The 17,027-nt window shown below is 67.7% G+C and carries 15 protein-coding genes and 1 tRNA gene; 7 read left to right on the top strand and 9 right to left on the bottom strand.

The window, feature by feature from the left end:
- Positions 1-27: 27 nt before the first annotated feature.
- The 6 genes from K7G19_RS11340 to recA form a co-directional block, all read right to left on the bottom strand.
- On the bottom strand, positions 28-723 hold the full coding sequence (locus K7G19_RS11340) for a TerC family protein (RefSeq protein WP_150083306.1): 696 nt from the start codon (positions 721-723) through the stop codon (positions 28-30).
- 307 nt (positions 724-1,030) lie between these two features.
- On the bottom strand, positions 1,031-1,912 hold the full coding sequence (gene sucD / locus K7G19_RS11335) for a succinate--CoA ligase subunit alpha (RefSeq protein WP_006576698.1): 882 nt from the start codon (positions 1,910-1,912) through the stop codon (positions 1,031-1,033).
- Between the two features lie 73 nt (positions 1,913-1,985).
- Positions 1,986-3,152, bottom strand: coding sequence for an ADP-forming succinate--CoA ligase subunit beta (sucC, locus tag K7G19_RS11330; RefSeq protein ID WP_149316813.1), 1,167 nt, complete (start codon positions 3,150-3,152; stop codon positions 1,986-1,988).
- Positions 3,153-3,252: 100 nt separating this feature from the next.
- Positions 3,253-3,933, bottom strand: coding sequence for a DUF2889 domain-containing protein (locus K7G19_RS11325; protein WP_149316812.1), 681 nt, complete (start codon positions 3,931-3,933; stop codon positions 3,253-3,255).
- Between the two features lie 322 nt (positions 3,934-4,255).
- Positions 4,256-4,723 (bottom strand): recombination regulator RecX, encoded by a 468-nt coding sequence (recX, locus tag K7G19_RS11320; protein WP_226107318.1) that lies wholly within the window; start codon positions 4,721-4,723, stop codon positions 4,256-4,258.
- 147 nt (positions 4,724-4,870) lie between these two features.
- The gene (gene recA, locus K7G19_RS11315) at positions 4,871-5,923 is read right to left on the bottom strand and encodes a recombinase RecA (RefSeq protein WP_149316810.1); all 1,053 of its coding nucleotides are present in this window, start codon (positions 5,921-5,923) and stop codon (positions 4,871-4,873) included.
- 436 nt (positions 5,924-6,359) lie between these two features.
- Here recA and K7G19_RS11310 point away from each other — a divergent pair, with 436 nt between their 5' ends.
- The 5 genes from K7G19_RS11310 (at position 6,360) to K7G19_RS11290 (ending at position 11,464) form a co-directional block, all read left to right on the top strand.
- Complete coding sequence (locus tag K7G19_RS11310) at positions 6,360-7,052, top strand: response regulator transcription factor (protein ID WP_149316809.1); 693 nt, start codon at positions 6,360-6,362, stop codon at positions 7,050-7,052.
- Positions 7,053-7,140: 88 nt separating this feature from the next.
- Positions 7,141-8,715, top strand: coding sequence for a sensor histidine kinase (locus K7G19_RS11305; RefSeq protein WP_226107316.1), 1,575 nt, complete (start codon positions 7,141-7,143; stop codon positions 8,713-8,715).
- Positions 8,712-9,080, top strand: a complete 369-nt coding sequence (locus tag K7G19_RS11300; RefSeq protein ID WP_149316807.1) for a DUF4212 domain-containing protein — start codon at positions 8,712-8,714, stop codon at positions 9,078-9,080. Before K7G19_RS11305 ends, K7G19_RS11300 begins: the two co-directional genes overlap by 4 nt.
- Before the next feature lie 418 nt (positions 9,081-9,498).
- Complete coding sequence (locus tag K7G19_RS11295; protein ID WP_149316806.1) at positions 9,499-11,199, top strand: MFS transporter; 1,701 nt, start codon at positions 9,499-9,501, stop codon at positions 11,197-11,199.
- A gap of 188 nt (positions 11,200-11,387) precedes the next feature.
- Positions 11,388-11,464, top strand: a tRNA-Met gene (locus K7G19_RS11290).
- Between the two features lie 208 nt (positions 11,465-11,672).
- Here the strand turns inward: K7G19_RS11290 and K7G19_RS11285 are convergent.
- On the bottom strand, positions 11,673-12,629 hold the full coding sequence (locus tag K7G19_RS11285) for a YafY family protein (protein WP_226107314.1): 957 nt from the start codon (positions 12,627-12,629) through the stop codon (positions 11,673-11,675).
- Between the two features lie 414 nt (positions 12,630-13,043).
- Between K7G19_RS11285 and K7G19_RS11280 the strand changes: the two genes are divergently transcribed.
- Both K7G19_RS11280 and K7G19_RS11275 read left to right on the top strand, forming a co-directional pair.
- The gene (locus K7G19_RS11280; protein WP_149316804.1) at positions 13,044-13,301 is read left to right on the top strand and encodes a hypothetical protein; all 258 of its coding nucleotides are present in this window, start codon (positions 13,044-13,046) and stop codon (positions 13,299-13,301) included.
- 299 nt (positions 13,302-13,600) lie between these two features.
- Positions 13,601-14,038 (top strand): universal stress protein, encoded by a 438-nt coding sequence (locus tag K7G19_RS11275; RefSeq protein ID WP_150083310.1) that lies wholly within the window; start codon positions 13,601-13,603, stop codon positions 14,036-14,038.
- An 87-nt stretch (positions 14,039-14,125) separates the two neighbouring features.
- Here K7G19_RS11275 and K7G19_RS11270 read toward each other — a convergent pair whose 3' ends face one another.
- On the bottom strand, positions 14,126-15,157 hold the full coding sequence (locus K7G19_RS11270; RefSeq protein WP_226107312.1) for a serine/threonine protein kinase: 1,032 nt from the start codon (positions 15,155-15,157) through the stop codon (positions 14,126-14,128).
- 31 nt (positions 15,158-15,188) lie between these two features.
- On the bottom strand, positions 15,189-16,739 hold the full coding sequence (locus tag K7G19_RS11265) for a DEAD/DEAH box helicase (RefSeq protein WP_226107311.1): 1,551 nt from the start codon (positions 16,737-16,739) through the stop codon (positions 15,189-15,191).
- Positions 16,740-17,027: the final 288 nt, after the last annotated feature.

Below are 17,027 nucleotides of genomic sequence, written 5' to 3'. Positions count from 1 at the left end.
AAGAGGGCAAGCGCGCCGGGCGGGGCGTCAGGCGGTCTGCGCGCCGCGCTTCTGCATCAGCTTGCCGATCACCACCACCAGGATCGCGCCGATGGCGCCGAACACCAGGTGGGCGTGGGGCACGTGCACCTCGAACCAGGCGGCGTCGACCGGATCGCTGACCAGCATCTCGCCGGCCAGATAGCCGAGCAGCGCGGCGCCGGCCACGATGATCACCGGGAAGCGTTCCATCACCTTCAGCAGCAGCGTGCTGCCGAACACGATCAGCGGAATCGACAGGCCCAGGCCGATCACCAGCAGCAGCAGCTGGCTGCCCTCGGGGCCCTTCTGCGCGGCGGCGGCGACCGCCACCACGTTGTCGAGCGACATCACCAGGTCGGCGATCAGGATCGTGCGGATCGCGGCCCAGATGTTGTCCTTGGCGTCGTGGCCTTCCTCGTCGTCATCGCCGGTCAGCAGCTGCACGCCGATATAGACCAGCAGGATCGCGCCGATGATCTTCAGGTACGGCAGGCTCAGCAGCTTGACCGCGGCGACGGTCAGCACCACGCGCATGATGATCGCTGCGGCGCTGCCCCAGAAGATCGCGCGCTTCTGCTGCGCCGGCGGCAGGTTGCGCGAGGCCAGCGCGATCACGACGGCGTTGTCGCCGGACAGCACGATATTGGTCAGGATGATGGATCCCAGTGCGATCCAGAACGTGGTGGACGACAGCAATTCCACTGCGTGGCTCCTCGAAGTCGATATTGGAATTGGAATGAAGACGGGGTGTCAGGGCCCAGCCAGCAACGGAACTTGCCCGTCCGCGATTGCGGCCTTTCGGATGTCTGACGCCCAAGACATTGAGATGTACCGCAGAAACCTTTCGTTTTGATTTCAACAAACCGGCAGATACATCAGAGAATGATCTATTGGTCGTTCCAGTGGCGCCAAAACGACAATGCCCTCGCGTGGAGCGAGGGCATTGCAGGGGAGCCGCGGCGGACCGCGGCCCCGGCCGATGGACCGGCAAGGCCGGCCCCGACCCGTATTACAGGATCGACTTCAGCAGACGGCCCATTTCCGACGGGTTCTTGGTGACCTTGATACCGCAGGACTCCATGATCTCCAGCTTGGCCTGCGCCGTGTCGGCACCGCCCGAGATCAGCGCGCCGGCGTGGCCCATGCGCTTGCCCGGAGGCGCCGTCACGCCGGCGATGAAGCCAACCACCGGCTTCTTCATGTTGTCCTTGATCCAGTAGGCGGCATTGGCCTCGTCCGGACCGCCGATCTCGCCGATCATCACGACCGCATCCGTGTCCGGATCGTCGTTGAACATCTTCATCACGTCGATGTGCTTCAGACCGTTGATCGGGTCGCCACCGATGCCGACGGCCGACGACTGGCCCAGGCCCAGCGCGGTCAGCTGGCCCACGGCTTCATAGGTCAGCGTGCCCGAGCGCGACACCACGCCGATGCGACCCTTCTTGTGGATGTGGCCCGGCATGATGCCGATCTTGATTTCGTCGGGCGTGATCAGGCCCGGGCAGTTCGGTCCGAGCAGCAGCGTCTTCTTGTTTTCGCGGCGCATGCGGTCCTTGACTTCCATCATGTCGCGCACGGGGATGCCTTCGGTGATGCAGACCACCAGGTCCAGGTCGGCGTCCACGGCTTCCCAGATCGCGGCGGCGGCGCCTGCGGGCGGGACGTAGATCACCGACACGGTGGCGCCGGTCTGCTGCTTGGCTTCCTTGACGCTCGCGTAGATGGGAATGCCCTCGAAGTCCTCGCCGGCCTTCTTCGGGTTCACGCCGGCGACGAAGGCGTTCTTGCCGTTGGCGTAGTCGCGGCAGCCACGGGTGTGGAACTGGCCGGTCTTGCCGGTAATACCTTGGGTGATGACCTTGGTGTCTTTGTTGATCAGAATCGACATGCTGTAATCCTTTGCTTGGCTGTCGCGGCGGGCGCCCGGCGCCACGCCGCTCGCTTTCGGTTTCGCGTCTGGCTTACTTGCCTGCGGCCGCGGCCACCACCTTCTGGGCCGCTTCTTCCATGGTGTCGGCGGAGATGATCGGCAGGCCCGACTCGGCCAGCATCTTCTTGCCGAGGTCTTCGTTGGTGCCCTTCATGCGGACGACCAGCGGCACGCCGAGCTGCACCGCCTTCGAGGCCGAGATCACGCCTTCGGCGATCACGTCGCAGCGCATGATGCCGCCGAAGATGTTGACCAGGATGGCCTGCACGTTCGGGTTCTTCAGCATCAGCTTGAAGGCCTCGGTCACCTTCTCGGTGGTGGCGCCGCCGCCCACGTCGAGGAAGTTGGCCGGCTCGCCGCCGAACAGCTTGATGGTGTCCATGGTGGCCATCGCCAGGCCGGCGCCGTTGACCAGGCAGCCGATATTGCCGTCGAGCGAGATGTAGGCCAGGTCGAACTTCGAGGCTTCGATTTCAGCCGGATCTTCTTCGTCCAGGTCGCGGTAGGCGACGATTTCCGGGTGGCGGAACAGCGCGTTCGAGTCGAAGTTGAACTTGGCGTCGAGCGCGATCACCTTGCCGTCGCCGGTCAGGATCATCGGGTTGATTTCGGCCAGCGAGGCGTCGGTGTCCCAGAACGCCTTGTACAGGCCCTGCAGCGCCTGGCGGGCTTGCGACAGGCTGGCGTCGGGCACGCCGATCTTGCGGGCGATGTCGTCGGCGTCCTTGTCGGTCAGGCCGATCGACGGCTCGATGATCAGCGTGTGGATCTTCTCGGGGGTCTGCGCGGCGACTTCCTCGATGTCCATGCCGCCTTCGCTCGAGGCCATCAGCGCGACCTTCTGCGACACGCGGTCCACCACCAGGCTGACGTACAGTTCCTTCTTGATGTCAGCGCCTTCTTCGATCAGCAGGCGGTTGACCTTCTTGCCTTCCGGACCGGTCTGGTGCGTGACCAGCTGCATGCCCAGGATGTTGCTGGCGTAGGTCTTGACCTCGTCCAGGCTCTTGGCCACCTTGACGCCGCCACCCTTGCCGCGGCCGCCGGCGTGAATCTGCGCCTTGACGACCCACACCGGGCCGCCAAGCTGTTCGGCCGCCTTCAGCGCTTCTTCGACCGAGAATGCGGGGATACCGCGGGGAACCGGCACATTGTATTTGCGCAGGATTTCCTTGCCTTGGTACTCATGGATATTCATGCGTGTTTCCTTTCGGGTAGGCGTAAATGGGTAGAAAAGCCGGGTAGTAAAGCGGGTGATGAAGCGGGAGAGGTCGAGATCTCGTGGGGATCCCGGAACCTCACCCGGAGGTTCCGGTGGACCGGTGCGGAGCGCCGCCGTCGTCGTCGGCAATCGCCTGCGGGGCCTGCGGTGACTGCGGCGGCGAGGCCGGCGGCGCATCGGCCCGGGCTCTCGGTTTCGGCTGGTGTCCGTACCAGCGCGGATAAAACTGGCGAACCACCTCGCCTTCGAAGTGCAGCGCATGGCAGCCATGCAGCTGGTAGGGCGGTTCGGGATTGCTGTCGTCGCTGGCGCCGTCGCGAATCTTGAAGACGTCGCCAGCAAAGGCCTGGATTGCCGTCGTCGGCAGGATCCCGGCCAGTTCGGTCAGATGGGTGCAGCCGGCCACCCCGCCCAGGCGTTCGCGCACGGCCTTGCGGAAGCCCTTCATCAGGTTCAGGCCGATCAGCTGGCGGTAGGCCGGGCCGATGGTGTCGCAGTGGCCGGGATAGGGAACCCAGTCGGAGCAGGCCTCGGCGTCGACCACGTTCATGCGCAGGTCGATGGTCACGCGCAGCCACAGGTCGTGCAGCGGCTGGCCGATCGGACGGACGCCGCCGCCGGCGAGCGGAATGTCGCGGGGCTTGGTGTCGGTAAGCCGGGCCTCGATGTCCCACAGGCCGTCTTCGCGGAGATACGCCTCGGCCGTGATGGCGCGACGATGACGCAGGGCGCGATTGACGGGGGCGGAAAGCGGCATGGCACCAGGCTGTGACAAGGGAAGGCGCGGCGGAACCGGCCTGAAGACGATTTGCTGCGGGCGCACGAATTCGCGCCGCGCTTGCGGAAAACTCGTGGAGTTTAACATGCCGGACCGCATTGGCCGGGAATACCCGGATGTGCGCAATGTCGAGCCCGATTGTCGGCGCGGATGATCGGACTGACCGGGCGGACTACGGCGGCGGACTACCGCGTCGGACTGACGCGCCGGACTGACGCGCCGGACTGCCGCGTCGGACTACCGCGGCGGCTGCATCACATCCTGCACGCCTGCCGCTCCGGCACGCCGTTCCATCGGTCTTTCACTCGCCCTCCTCGTCCGGCGGCCGCTCGGCATCGCGGATCACCCGGCTGATCGTCGCCTGGGAGAAGCCGCGCGCGGTCAGAAAGCGCAGCTGTTTGGCCTTCTCCTCCGGCGTGGCCGGCACGACGCCGAAGCGCTTGCGCCAGACCTCGCGCGCCCGCTCGAGCTCGGTGGCGCGCAACTGCTGCTGCAGGTCGGCCAGCTGCTCGCCGTCGAGCTGGTGAGTGCGGGCCTCCTGCATGACGCGGGAAGCGCCATAGCGGCTGGCGCGCCGGTGCACCAGGCTCTCGGCAAAGCGGGCGTTGGACAGCCAGTTCTCGCGCTCCAGCGTATCGAGCAGGCGCTCCAGTTCCTCCGGCGACTCGGCATGCGGCGCCAGCTTGCGCGCCAGTTCCGCGCGGCTATGCTCGCGGCGCGACAGATAGCCGACCGCGCGCGCTTTCAGGGACAGCGGAGGACGAGGCATGGGGTTGGGAGGGAACGGCGGAGCGGCGGGGCAAGGACGGCAGCCGGGACGGGACGCCCTCTCCCGCTGGGCGAAAGGGGTGGAGGGCGAGCGAACGCGGCGCTTGCAGGCCCGGCGGAGCCGGACCCACAGCGCCGCAAACCCGGCTTACTCTGCCGCCAGCGCCGGCGTACCGTTCATCGGCACCACGCCGAGGGCGGCGCGGACCTTGTTCTCGATTTCGTCGGCGATATCGGGATTCTCGCGCAGGAATTCGCGCGCATTGTCCTTGCCCTGGCCGATCTTCTCGCCGTTGTAGCTGTACCAGGCGCCCGACTTCTCGACGATCTTGGCGTCCACGCCGAGGTCGATGATTTCGCCCTGGCGCGAGATGCCCTGGCCGTACAGGATGTCGAAGAAGGCCTCGCGGAACGGCGGCGACACCTTGTTCTTGACCACCTTTACCTTGGTCTCGTTGCCGATCACGTCGTCGCCCTTCTTGATCGAGCCGATGCGGCGGATGTCGAGGCGGACCGAGGCGTAGAACTTCAGCGCATTGCCGCCGGTCGTGGTTTCCGGCGAGCCGAACATCACGCCGATCTTCATGCGGATCTGGTTGATGAAGATCACCAGGCAATTGGTGCGCTTGATGGTGCCGGTCAGCTTGCGCAGCGCCTGGCTCATCAGGCGGGCCTGCAGGCCCGGCAGCGCGTCGCCCATCTCGCCTTCGATTTCGGCCCGGGGCACCAGCGCCGCCACCGAGTCGATCACGATCAGGTCGACCGAGCCCGAGCGCACCAGCGCGTCGGTGATTTCGAGCGCCTGCTCGCCGGTGTCCGGCTGCGAGATCAGCAGATCGCTGACGCTGACGCCCAGCTTGCTGGCGTAATTGACGTCCAGCGCATGCTCCGCGTCGATGAACGCGCAGGTGCCGCCCAGCTTCTGCATCTCGGCGACCACCTGCAGCGTCAGCGTGGTCTTGCCCGACGATTCCGGGCCGTAGATCTCGACGACCCGGCCGCGCGGCAGGCCGCCGACGCCCAGCGCGATGTCCAGGCCCAGCGAGCCGGTCGACACCACCTGGATGTCCTGCTCGACCTCGCCGTCGCCCATCCGCATGATCGAGCCCTTGCCGAACTGCTTCTCGATCTGGGCCAGCGCGGCGGCCAGCGCCTTCTGCTTCTCGGCGCTCACGCCAGCTGCCTTCTTGCCGTCATCCATGGTCGTCCTTCCGTCAATGGTGTATAAATAGGCCGCATGCGGCGCGCCGCCTGCTATTCGATGCCGATATTGTGCGGCACCTCGTTACGCAGACCCACGCGCCCGACCCGCGCCACCCCGGCGTCTGCATCGTCGGAGCGCGCTGCGGCAACGCATTCTAGAGGCGGAGCATGGCAGCCGTGAATCAGCATCGGCTCAAAAATGCAGCCGGGTTGGACCACGGCACCGCCCGGCTGACCGGCGCCCTCCGTGACGCGTGGCCCCGGTTGCGATCCAGCCCCATGCGCTCGCCTGGAATCAGCGGGTACTGTATAAAAAAACAGTATGCTTGGCAAGCCCCATTTCATCCCATAGTGCGCATGACGATCGGGAGGACAGGGGAAACAGGGCGGCCCGCGCGGGCCGGCGCCCGCCTGCCGAGCCAGGGGAGACCACCATGCGCATTCTGATTGCCGAAGACGACGACGTGCTGGCCGACGGCCTGACCCGTTCCCTGCGCCATTCCGGCTATGCGGTCGATCATGTGGCCAACGGCATGGAAGCCGATTCGGCGCTGTCCACGCAGGCCTACGACCTGGTCATTCTCGATCTGGGGCTGCCCCGCATGCCGGGGCTCGAAGTCCTGAAGCGGCTGCGCGCCCGCGGCGCGATGGTGCCGGTGCTGATCCTGACCGCTGCCGACAGCGTCGACGAGCGGGTCAAGGGCCTGGACCTGGGCGCCGACGACTACATGGCCAAGCCCTTCGCGCTGTCGGAACTGGAGGCGCGCGTGCGCGCGCTGGTACGGCGCGGCACCGGCGGCGGCGCCACGCTGATGCGGCACGGTCCGCTCGCATTCGACCAGGTCGGCCGCATCGCCTATCTGAACGACCAGATGCTGGACCTGTCCGCGCGCGAGGTGGGCCTGCTCGAGATCCTGCTGACGCGCTCGGGGCGGCTGGTGTCGAAGGAGCAGCTGGTCGACCACCTGTGCGAATGGGGCGAGGAAGTCAGCAACAACGCGATCGAGGTCTACGTGCACCGGCTGCGCAAGAAGATCGAGGTCGGCGGCATCCGCATCGCCACCGTGCGCGGCCTCGGCTATTGCCTGGAGAAATTCCAGCCGGCCCCGGCCGCCGCGCATTCCTGATTCCGCCGACCGCAGCGGCGCCCGGGCTTTCCCTTCGAACCTGCCCGGCGCGCCTCCGCCCTCCGCCCCTATCTCCCACGCCCTTCGCATGTATCCGCTGCGCCTGCCCTGGAAACGCCCGTCGCCGGCGCTCGGCGACACGCGCCGCCGCCGCGCCGCCGCGGCGGCCACCGCCGAGGACGAGGTGACCGACGAGATGCTGGCCGACGCCCTGCCCCATCTGGAGGACGACGCCGGGCACGCGTCGCCGCGCTCGCTGTTCGGCGAGATCCTCGACTGGATGCTGGCGCCGCTGCTGCTGCTGTGGCCGCTGAGCATCGCGGTGACCTACCTGGTCGCCAAGTCGATCGCCAACGGCCCCTACGACCGCGCACTGGAATCGAGTGCGATCGTGCTGTCGCAGCAGGTGCGCGAGGTCAATGGCGGCGTGACGCTGCAGCTGCCGCTGTCCGCGCGGGAGATCCTGCGCGCCGACGAGACCGACGCGGTCTACTACCAGGTGGTCGGCACGCGCGGCGAGCTGGTGGCGGGCGATCGCGATTTGCCGCTGCCCGTCGAGGAAGACCGCGGCCACGCCGGGCTGGTGTCGCTGCGCGACGACCAGGTGGCCGGCAACGACGTGCGCATGGCGTATACCTATGTCGAGATGCCGGCGGTGCCCGGCGGCCATCCGGTGCTGGTGCAGGTCGCCGAGACGCTGGACAAGCGCGCGCGCCTGGCCAACGAGATCATCAAGGGCGTGATCCTGCCGCAGTTCGTGATCCTGCCGCTGGCGGTGCTGCTGGTGTGGTTCGGCCTGTCGCGCGGGCTGGCGCCGCTGACCGCGATCCAGCAGCGCATTCGCGCGCGCAATCCGGGCGACACCAGTCCGATCGACGAACAGGCCGCGCCGCAGGAAATCACGCCGCTGGTGGCCTCGTTCAACGAACTGCTCGAGCGGCTCGATCAATCGGTGCAGACGCAGAAGCGCTTCATCGCCGATGCCGCGCACCAGATGAAGACGCCGCTGGCCGGGCTGCGCATGCAGGCCGAACTGGCCCAGCGCGAGCAGTCGCCCGAGGAACTGCGCAAGTCGCTGGCGCAGATCGCCGGCAGCTCGCAGCGCACCGCGCATCTGGTCACGCAGCTGCTGTCGCTGGCGCGCATGGAGAACTTCGCCGGCAGCGGCAACATGGCGCCGCTGGACCTGGCCGCGCTGGCGCGCGAGGTGGTCAAGGACTGGCTGCCGCAGGCCTGGGCCAAGCGCATCGACCTGGGCCTCGATGCGTCCGACCATCCGGTGATGGTCCAGGGCAACCGCCTGATGCTGACCGAGATGCTGAACAACCTGCTCGATAACGCGATCCGCTACACGCCGCCGGGAGGCCACGCGACCGTTCGCGTCAGCGCCGATCCGTTCGAACCGTTCGCCTATCTGGACGTGGAGGACACCGGGCCGGGCATTCCGCCGGCCGAGCGGCCGCGCGTGATGGAGCGCTTCTATCGCGTGCTGGGCACCAGCACCGAGGGCAGCGGCCTGGGGCTGGCGATCGTGCGCGAGATCGTGCAGCAGCATGGCGGCGACGTCGCCATCGAGGACCACGTCTACCAGCAGCAGCCGCGCCTGGCCGGTGCGCGGCTGCGCGTGACGCTGCGCCGTCCGGCGTCCGCGGAGGCGGCATGAACGCGCCCGATCCGGTACGCCTTGCCCGCCAGCAGCGCGCCGCGGCTGCCTGGCGCACCAACCTGCGCTGGACCGCGGTGCTGCTCGCGCTGTGGTTTGCCGGCACGTTCGGCGTCAGCTGGTTCGCGCGCGAGCTGCGCTTCGACTTCTTCGGCTGGCCCTTCTCGTTCTGGGCCGGCGCGCAAGGGCTGCTGATCCTGTACGTGCTGATGGCCGCGGCCTATGCCTGGCGCATGAACCGGGCCGATCGCGAGATCGGCGAGCCGGCGGACGAGCCGAGGGACCAGTCGAGAGACCAGTCGGGATACGAGCCGAGCAACGATGCCGGGCACGCCGACGACGGCGATGCCGCACGGCACCGCTGAACGCCGCGAACGCGCTCGTCGCCCTGCGGGCCGTTCTGCCGGCCGCCCTGCGCACCGCCCCTGCGCACCGCCCCCCAGCACCCCCCCAGCACCCCCCCAGCACCCCCGCAGCACCCCCGCAGCATCGCCTGCAGTACCGCCTGCAGTACCGCCTGCAACACTGCTCGCCGCGTGCTCGGGACCTGCAGCGTCCCGCATCGCAGCATCGCTCTCCCCCCACGAAAGGCGGGTGCCCGCACCGCGCGACGCTAGCGTATACCCCGAGCAATATCGGCCCCCGCGCACCCTCCGCTGTCAGAACGCCGTAAGTTTCGCCTCCCAGAATCCACACACATTCGACGGCCCGCGCCGGAACGCGGCGTGTCCGCCTGCCTTGCGCGGCCGTGCGAAGGACCCCTGAACAGTAGGAGGAGACAAAATGGCTAATGCCCCGAATGTCGCGGTGCCCGGAGGCAGCGCGCAGAACACCCCGATGACGGCCGAGGAGAGGAAAGTCATCATCGCGTCGTCGCTCGGCACGGTATTCGAGTGGTACGACTTTTATCTGTACGGTTCGCTGGCGGCGATCATCGCCAAGCAGTTCTTCGCCGGCCTGGATCCGACCTCGGCCTTCATCTTCGCGCTGCTCGCCTTTGCCGCCGGCTTCATCGTGCGGCCGTTCGGGGCGCTGGTGTTCGGCCGCCTCGGCGACATGATCGGACGTAAATACACGTTCCTCGTGACGATCCTGATCATGGGCGTGTCGACCTTCATCGTCGGCCTGCTGCCCAGCTATGCCACCATCGGCTGGGCCGCGCCGATCATCCTGATCGCGTTGCGAATGCTGCAGGGCCTCGCGCTCGGCGGCGAGTACGGCGGTGCGGCGACCTACGTCGCCGAACACGCGCCGCACGGCAAGCGCGGTTCGTACACCTCGTGGATCCAGACCACCGCGACGATGGGCCTGTTCATGTCGCTGATCGTGATCCTGGTGTGCCGTCAGCTGACCGGCCCGGATTTCGAGGTCTGGGGCTGGCGCATTCCGTTCCTGCTGTCGATCGTGCTGCTCGGCGTCTCGGTCTACATCCGGCTGTCGATGGCCGAATCGCCGGCGTTCCAGCGCATGAAGTCGGAGGGCAAGACCTCGAAGGCGCCGCTGACCGAATCGTTCGCGCAATGGCGCAACCTGAAGATCGTGATCCTGGCGCTGGTGGGCCTGACCGCCGGCCAGGCCGTCGTCTGGTACACGGGCCAGTTCTATGCGCTGTTCTTCCTGACGCAGGTGCTGAAGGTCGACGCCAAGACCGCCAACCTGCTGATCGCCGGCGCGCTGGTGATCGGCACGCCGTTCTTCGTGTTCTTCGGCGCGCTGTCGGACAAGATCGGCCGCAAGTGGATCATCATGGCCGGCTGCGCGCTGGCGATGCTGACCTACTTCCCGCTGTTCAAGGCGCTGACGCACTACGCCAACCCGGCGCTGGAGCGCGCTCAGCAGTCGGCCCAGATCGTCGTCACCGCCGATCCGAAGCAGTGCTCGTTCCAGGGCAGCCCGATCGCCCGCGAGATCGACTTCCGCAGCTCCTGCGACATCGCCAAGCGCACGCTGGCGCAGTCGTCGGCCAGCTACGAAGTCGTCGAGGCGCCGGCCGGGACCACCGCGACCGTCAAGATCGGCGATCGCGAGATCCAGTCCTTCAACGCGTCGCTGGTGCCGCAGGGCCATAGCTTCGAGCCGGAGAGCAAGGCCAGGATCGACGCCTTCAAGAAGGAGGTCGCCGGGGCGATGTCCGCGGCCGGCTACCCGACCAAGGCCGACCCCGCCGAGATGAACACGGTGATGGTGCTGGTGATCCTGGTGATCCTGGTGATCTACGTGACCATGGTCTACGGTCCGATCGCCGCGATGCTGGTCGAGCTGTTCCCGACCCGCATCCGCTACACCTCGATGTCCCTGCCCTACCACATCGGCAACGGCTGGTTCGGCGGCATGCTGCCCACCATCTCGTTCGCCCTGGTCGCGCAGAACGGCAACATCTACTACGGCCTGTGGTACCCGATCGTGATCGCCGGCATCACGCTGGTGATCGGCTCGCTGTTCATCCGCGAGACCAAGGACGTGGATATCTACGCGAACGACTGATATCCGCATCGCGCCACGCCGGCTCCCGTGCCGGCGGCGAAACGGAGACGAAACCGGCGGTCCGGCAGGGCCGCCGGTTTTTTTGTGGGATAGCTGCATCCGCCGCCGCCGCCGGCAGAACCGGATGCAAGGGCCCGTACAAAAGTGTTGACAGCGATCCAACGGCCCGTATAATGGCGGTCTTCGTCGGCGAATTAGCTCAGTCGGTTAGAGCGACGGAATCATAATCCGCAGGTCCGGGGTTCGAGTCCCTGATTCGCCACCAGTATTTCGAAGGGGTCAGCGCAAGCTGACCCCTTTTTGTTTTGGTGCCGCGGGAGTTGCGCCACGGGTTTGGTGGCGTCGCGGCTTGCCGCCGTGCCGGCGCCGCGACGCGGGGGCGGATCGGAAGCCGATCCATCGCCCCCCTTCCCAGCCCCCCTTCCCAGCCCTCCTTCCCAGCCCCTCCTTCCCGCCCCCTTCCCCAAGCCCGCTCAGCTCCTGCAGTAAGCCCGCGCCATCGTCTTGACCTCGTGCGCCAGCGCGCGCCGCAGCGAGACCGGCTCGAGCACCTCGGCCTGCGGACCGAACGAGCGCAGCCAGCGCACCAGCCAGTCGGCCATCTCCACCGTGCAGCGGACCACGAGCGAACCGTCCGGACCGATCTCCTCGGTCTGGTCGGGCGAGATCGGCGCATCGCGCACGATATCGCCGCAGCCCTTGGCGAAGCGGACCGCCAGCTTGATATTGCCGTCCGCGTGCAGGCCGAATTCGGCCGCCTCTTCCACATAGTCGGCCAGCGAGAAATGGTCCGGGTAAATGAAGCGCTCTTTCAGCGCGTGCGCCGCATGGACCCGGTCCAGCCGCAGGCATTGGGGCGCGGGGTCCTCGTCTTCCAGGCCCACCAGGTACACCATGCCGGCCTTCTCGACCACGCCAAGCGGCATCAGCACGCGCTTGCGCTCGGGCTCGAAGCGCGGCCGATACACGACCTCCAGGTTGCGCTCCTCGAATACCGCGGTCAGTACCGGCAGCAGCACGGTCTCGCGCAGCCGCGGCGGCACCAGCGGCGAGCTGCGTTCGACCACCGACAGCTTGCGATGCCAGGCGATCCGGCCGGCGCAGCCTTCGCGGCCACGCCGCCGCAGCTGCGACTCGGCGGCATCGAACAACGGCCGCAGCAGGGTCGCCATCACCGAAGTGATCTGGCGGCCGGCGAACCGCTTCAGCACCTGCAGGGCAAGCGCCTCTTCGTCGCTGAGCCAGGTATCGGCGTTGGCCAGCACCTTGCCGGCACATTCGGCGCGGCGCCACATCAGGCCGCGCCCTTCCGCGCGGCACTCGGCCGAGCCGTCGGCGACCAGCAGCACCAGGCGCTGCTGCAGCACCTCGGCGGGCGGCTCGGCCACCTCCAGGGCGGCCAGGCCGCGTGCCACGTCCTGGGTGCTCATCCAGCGCCGGGGACCGCCGTCGTCAAGCAGGACGGAAAGAATGGAAACGTCGAGTTGCGAATCGAACTGGTGGGCCATAAAGCGCAATGAAAGGTTGGTCTGCGTGGGGAGAGCGAAGCCTATCAAGCGGGGCGTCCGGAAATGAAGGAAATGGACAAGGAACGACGGTTCCCGGCACGCACTTCGGCCCTCCGAATCGAAAGTGCGAGCAACAGCCTATGCGATGCGCGCCGGCACGCGGAGTGAGCAGCGCCCACGCCGGGCCCGCACAAGCATGCGCATTGTTAAAAACTTTGAATAACTGATACGAGGCGGTCGCGCGTTGCCTCCGGGATGTGAGCCTATTCTTCTCCCATCGGCTGACGACATCCCCAAGCAAAACGATTCTCAAAAATTCAACAACTGGAGAAAATCATGAAGATCACGACCGCCCGCCTGGTTCTCAGCGCTGCCATCGCCGGTACCGCCCTGCTGTCGCTGAACAGCGTGTTCGCCGCGCCGGTGCGCGGGTCGCATGCCGGCGACGACTATGGCTACACCTTCCGCGCGGTGGACCGCTTCGCCGAGGGCGCGCGCGCCTTCGACGTCTACGCGGAGGGCGCACGCACGCACGACGTCTTCAGCGAGGGCGCGCGCTCCCGTGCCGACTATCCGGCGCCGATCGGCGAATGAAGGACGGGATGAAGGAAGGAATGAAGGAGCAAGCGATGAGCCTTCGAGACAATGCACTGATCGTCGCGGCGTGGATCGGCGCCTGCCTGGCCAGTGGCTGGCTGGTCACCTTTACGGGGCTGCTGCTGTCGCAATAAGTGCCGAGACGGGCATGAAGGCAGGCCAAGTGCCGAGTTTTTGACCGGAATCATGGCGAGATCGCCGCCTAGCTGCCATCATGAATTCAGCCAGGCAAGGCGCCGCCGAACCGCCTGGCCGTCGACAACGCCTGCAAGGCCCGTGATAGGAGAACCCTCGCCATGACCCATATCGTGCTCGCCACTGACGGCTCCGCCTTCAGCGACGCCGCCGCCCGCTTTATCGTCGAAGGGAAGCTGCTGCAGGGCGAAGTGACCGTGCATGTGGTGCACGTCGCCCCGGAGGTCACCGGACAGGTGCGCGCCTTCGTCAGCAAGGACGCGATCGACGACTGGCATCGTGAAGAGAGCGAGAAGGCGATGCGCTCGGTGTGCGACATCCTGGGCGCCGCGCAGCTGCGCGTGGAAAAGCATGCGCTGAGCGGCTTTCCGCCGGACCGGATCGTGGCGCTGGCCAAATCGGTGAACGCCGATGCGATCGTGATCGGCACCCATGGCCGCGGATCGTTCTTCGATGCGGTGCTCGGCTCGGTCGCGGGCCGCGTGGTGGCGCACGCGTCGTGCCCGGTCATCCTGGTGAAGGCACCGGACAAGGCCTGACGGCCCGACGCGGGGCCATTCAAAGGTAGAAGTGGGAGTAAGACCGGGAGCTGCCGCGGCGCCCGGGACAGTTGCCCGGTCAGCCGTTCAGCTGGACCACAGCGGCGGCTCGTCCATCAGCGCGATCTGCTCGCGCAATTCGAGGATGCGGTCCTGCCAGTAGCGCGCCGTGCCGAACCACGGAAACGCCGCCGGAAACGCGGGATCGTTCCAGCGGCTCGCCAGCCAGGCGCTGTAGTGCAGCAGCCGCAGCGTACGCAACGCCTCGACCAGATGCAGCTCGCGCGTCGAGAATTCGGCGAAATCCTCGTAGCCGGCCACGATATCGGCAAGCTGGCTCTGCATCGAGGCGCGGTCGCCCTCGAGCAGCATCCACAGATCCTGTACCGCCGGGCCGGTCCGGCTGTCGTCGAAATCGACGAAATGCGGACCCGTGCTGCCGCCGCGGGCCAGATCCGCTTCGATCCACAGCAGATTGCCGCGATGGCAGTCGCCATGCAGCCGCAGCAGCGCCACGTCGCCGGCGCGCTCGTAGCAGCGCCGCACGCCCTCGATGGCGAGATCGGCGGCGGCCTGCCAGGCCGGCCGCAGATCGGCGGGAATGCAATCCTGTGCCAGCAGCCAGTCGCGCGGCGCCACGCCGAAAGTCTCGACATCGAGCGCGGGCCGGTGGACATAGGGCTGGGTCGCGCCGACGGCGTGGATGCGGCCGATGAAACGGCCAAGCCAGGTCAGCGTATCGGCCCGGTTGAGCTCGGGCTCGCGGCCGCCGCAGCGCGGGAACACGGCGAAGCGGAAGCCGCCATGCGACAGCAGCGTGCTGCCGCCGCAATCGAGCGGCGGCACGGCCGGGATCTCGGCCTCGGCAAGCTGCCGCACGAAGGCATGTTCCTCGAGGATGGCGGCATCGCTCCAGCGCCCCGGCCGGTAGAACTTCATCACCATCGGCGCGCCGTCCTCGACCCCCACCTGCCAGACTCGATTCTCGTAGCTGTTCAGCGCCAGCAGCCGGCCGTCCGGCATGAAGCCGGCCGCCTCGAGCGCATCGAGGATCAGGTCGGGTGTCAGCCCCGCGAACGGAATGTCCGGCGAGGCGGCGGGATCGGGCGACGTCACCATGGCTAAGCGCTAGCTTAGGACACCGCGCGCGTCAGGACCCCTGCCGCGAGCGCTGTCCGCCGAGCAGCGCGGCCTGCGGGCCGGGCCGGCGGTTGCGCGAGGGACCATTCGACTCGGACGCCGCGCGCGGTGCCGACTGCGAACGCTCGCCGTTGCCAGCCGGGCGGGCACCGCCCTTGGGCTGCCCGCTGGGTTGACCGCTGCGCTGACCGCCGGGCTTGCCATTGCGTTGGGGCGCGGCGCCGGCCTCCTGCGGCTGGCGGGCGGGACGCGGCTGGCGCGGCGGCCGGGCTTCCGCCCGGCGCTCGCCCGAGGGCGCGCCGACAGCGGGCCTGCCGCCACCATTGCCCCCGCCATTCCCCTGCGGACGTCCCCGTCCTCCACCGCCATTCTGGCCGCGCGCCTGGCGGCCCTTCTGGATCGGCTCGGGGGCGATGGTCGGATCCGGTTCGAAGCCAGGCAGCACGATCTGCTCGAGCTGGCGCTTGATCAGGCGCTCGATGTCGCGCAGCAGGCCATGCTCGTCGACGCAGACCAGCGACACCGCCTCGCCCTCGGCGCCGGCACGGCCGGTACGGCCGATCCGGTGCACATAGTCTTCCGGCACGTTGGGCAGGTCGAAGTTGACCACATGGGGCAGCTGATCGATATCGATGCCGCGCGCGGCGATGTCGGTCGCCACCAGCAGCCGCAGCGTGCCGGCCTTGAACTCGGACAGCGCGCGCGTGCGCGCCGACTGGCTCTTGTTGCCGTGGATCGCCAGCGCCGACAGGCCTTCCTTGCTCAGTTGCTCGGCCAGCCGGTTGGCGCCGTGCTTGGTGCGGGTGAAGACCAGCACCTGATGCCAGTCGTTCTCGCGCACCAGGTGCGCCAGCAGTTCGCGCTTGCGCTCGCGATCGACCGCGTAGACGCGCTGCGCCACGGTCTCGGCCGTGGTGTTGCGGCGCGCGACCTCGATCGAGGCCGGATTGTCGAGCAGGCGGTCGGCCAGCGCGCGGATCTCGTCGGAGAACGTCGCGGAGAACAGCAGGTTCTGCCGCTTGGGCGGCAGCACGTTCAGGATCTTGCGGATGTCATGGATGAAGCCCATGTCCAGCATGCGGTCGGCCTCGTCCAGCACCAGCATCTCGACATGCGACAGATCGATGGTGCGCTGGCCCACGTGGTCCAGCAGACGACCCGGCGTGGCCACCACGATATCGACGCCGCGCTTGAGCTGCTCGATCTGCGGATGGATGCCGACGCCGCCGAACATCACCATCGAACGCAGGCGCAGGTACTTGCCGTAGTTGCGCACGCTCTCTTCGACCTGCGCGGCCAGTTCGCGCGTCGGCGTCAGCACCAGCGCGCGGATGCGGGGCCGCTCGCCGCGCGCGGGCGGCTCGGCCCGCGACAGCAGCTGCAGCATCGGCAGGGTGAAACCGGCGGTCTTGCCGGTACCGGTCTGGGCGCCGGCGAGCAGGTCGCCGCCCTTCAGGATCGCGGGAATGGCTTGTGCCTGGATCGGCGTGGGCGTGGTATAGCCCTGCTCCGCCACGGCGCGTACAAGCTTGTCAGACAAGCCTAGTTCGGAAAAAGACATGGAATTCGTTTCGGCCGCCCCTTGCGCACGGATGCGCCAATCGTCGGGGCCGGCATGGATAGTGGCGACTGGCCGGCTGCCGCCGTCACCGCCTGCTTGGGCGGGGCGAAGGGCGCCGGGGAAGCGGAACGACTGCCTCCGCTTCCAGGTTCGGAAGGCCCGTAGTGTATCAGCCCCGGCGCATTCGCACCGGACGCCCCATGTGCCGAGCGGGTAGAATAGCGGGCTGTCCCGCCTGCCCCGTCCCCGCCTGCCTGTCCGCCTGTCCACCCGCCTGGCGCCGGCCCC

This window comes from Cupriavidus sp. DB3 (assembly GCF_020418465.1).
In the GTDB taxonomy this organism is placed as follows: Bacteria; Pseudomonadota; Gammaproteobacteria; order Burkholderiales; family Burkholderiaceae; genus Cupriavidus; species Cupriavidus cauae.
Note: the sequence above shows the minus strand (reverse complement) of the source record. Positions and strands in the feature narration are given on the sequence as shown.

Bases quoted from the DNA above. Each gene is read 5' to 3' on its own strand.
- recX (WP_226107318.1), bottom strand. From the start codon at position 4,723: ATGCCTCGTCCTCCGCTGTCCCTGAAAGCGCGCGCGGTCGGCTATCTG.
- K7G19_RS11295 (WP_149316806.1), top strand. From the start codon at position 9,499: ATGGCTAATGCCCCGAATGTCGCGGTGCCCGGAGGCAGCGCGCAGAAC.
- K7G19_RS11280 (WP_149316804.1), top strand. From the start codon at position 13,044: ATGAAGATCACGACCGCCCGCCTGGTTCTCAGCGCTGCCATCGCCGGT.
- K7G19_RS11275 (WP_150083310.1), top strand. From the start codon at position 13,601: ATGACCCATATCGTGCTCGCCACTGACGGCTCCGCCTTCAGCGACGCC.
- K7G19_RS11285 (WP_226107314.1), bottom strand. From the start codon at position 12,629: ATGAGCACCCAGGACGTGGCACGCGGCCTGGCCGCCCTGGAGGTGGCC.
- K7G19_RS11325 (WP_149316812.1), bottom strand. From the start codon at position 3,933: ATGCCGCTTTCCGCCCCCGTCAATCGCGCCCTGCGTCATCGTCGCGCC.
- sucD (WP_006576698.1), bottom strand. From the start codon at position 1,912: ATGTCGATTCTGATCAACAAAGACACCAAGGTCATCACCCAAGGTATT.
- K7G19_RS11270 (WP_226107312.1), bottom strand. From the start codon at position 15,157: ATGGTGACGTCGCCCGATCCCGCCGCCTCGCCGGACATTCCGTTCGCG.
- recA (WP_149316810.1), bottom strand. From the start codon at position 5,923: ATGGATGACGGCAAGAAGGCAGCTGGCGTGAGCGCCGAGAAGCAGAAG.
- K7G19_RS11310 (WP_149316809.1), top strand. From the start codon at position 6,360: ATGCGCATTCTGATTGCCGAAGACGACGACGTGCTGGCCGACGGCCTG.
- K7G19_RS11265 (WP_226107311.1), bottom strand. From the start codon at position 16,739: ATGTCTTTTTCCGAACTAGGCTTGTCTGACAAGCTTGTACGCGCCGTG.
- K7G19_RS11300 (WP_149316807.1), top strand. From the start codon at position 8,712: ATGAACGCGCCCGATCCGGTACGCCTTGCCCGCCAGCAGCGCGCCGCG.
- sucC (WP_149316813.1), bottom strand. From the start codon at position 3,152: ATGAATATCCATGAGTACCAAGGCAAGGAAATCCTGCGCAAATACAAT.
- K7G19_RS11305 (WP_226107316.1), top strand. From the start codon at position 7,141: ATGTATCCGCTGCGCCTGCCCTGGAAACGCCCGTCGCCGGCGCTCGGC.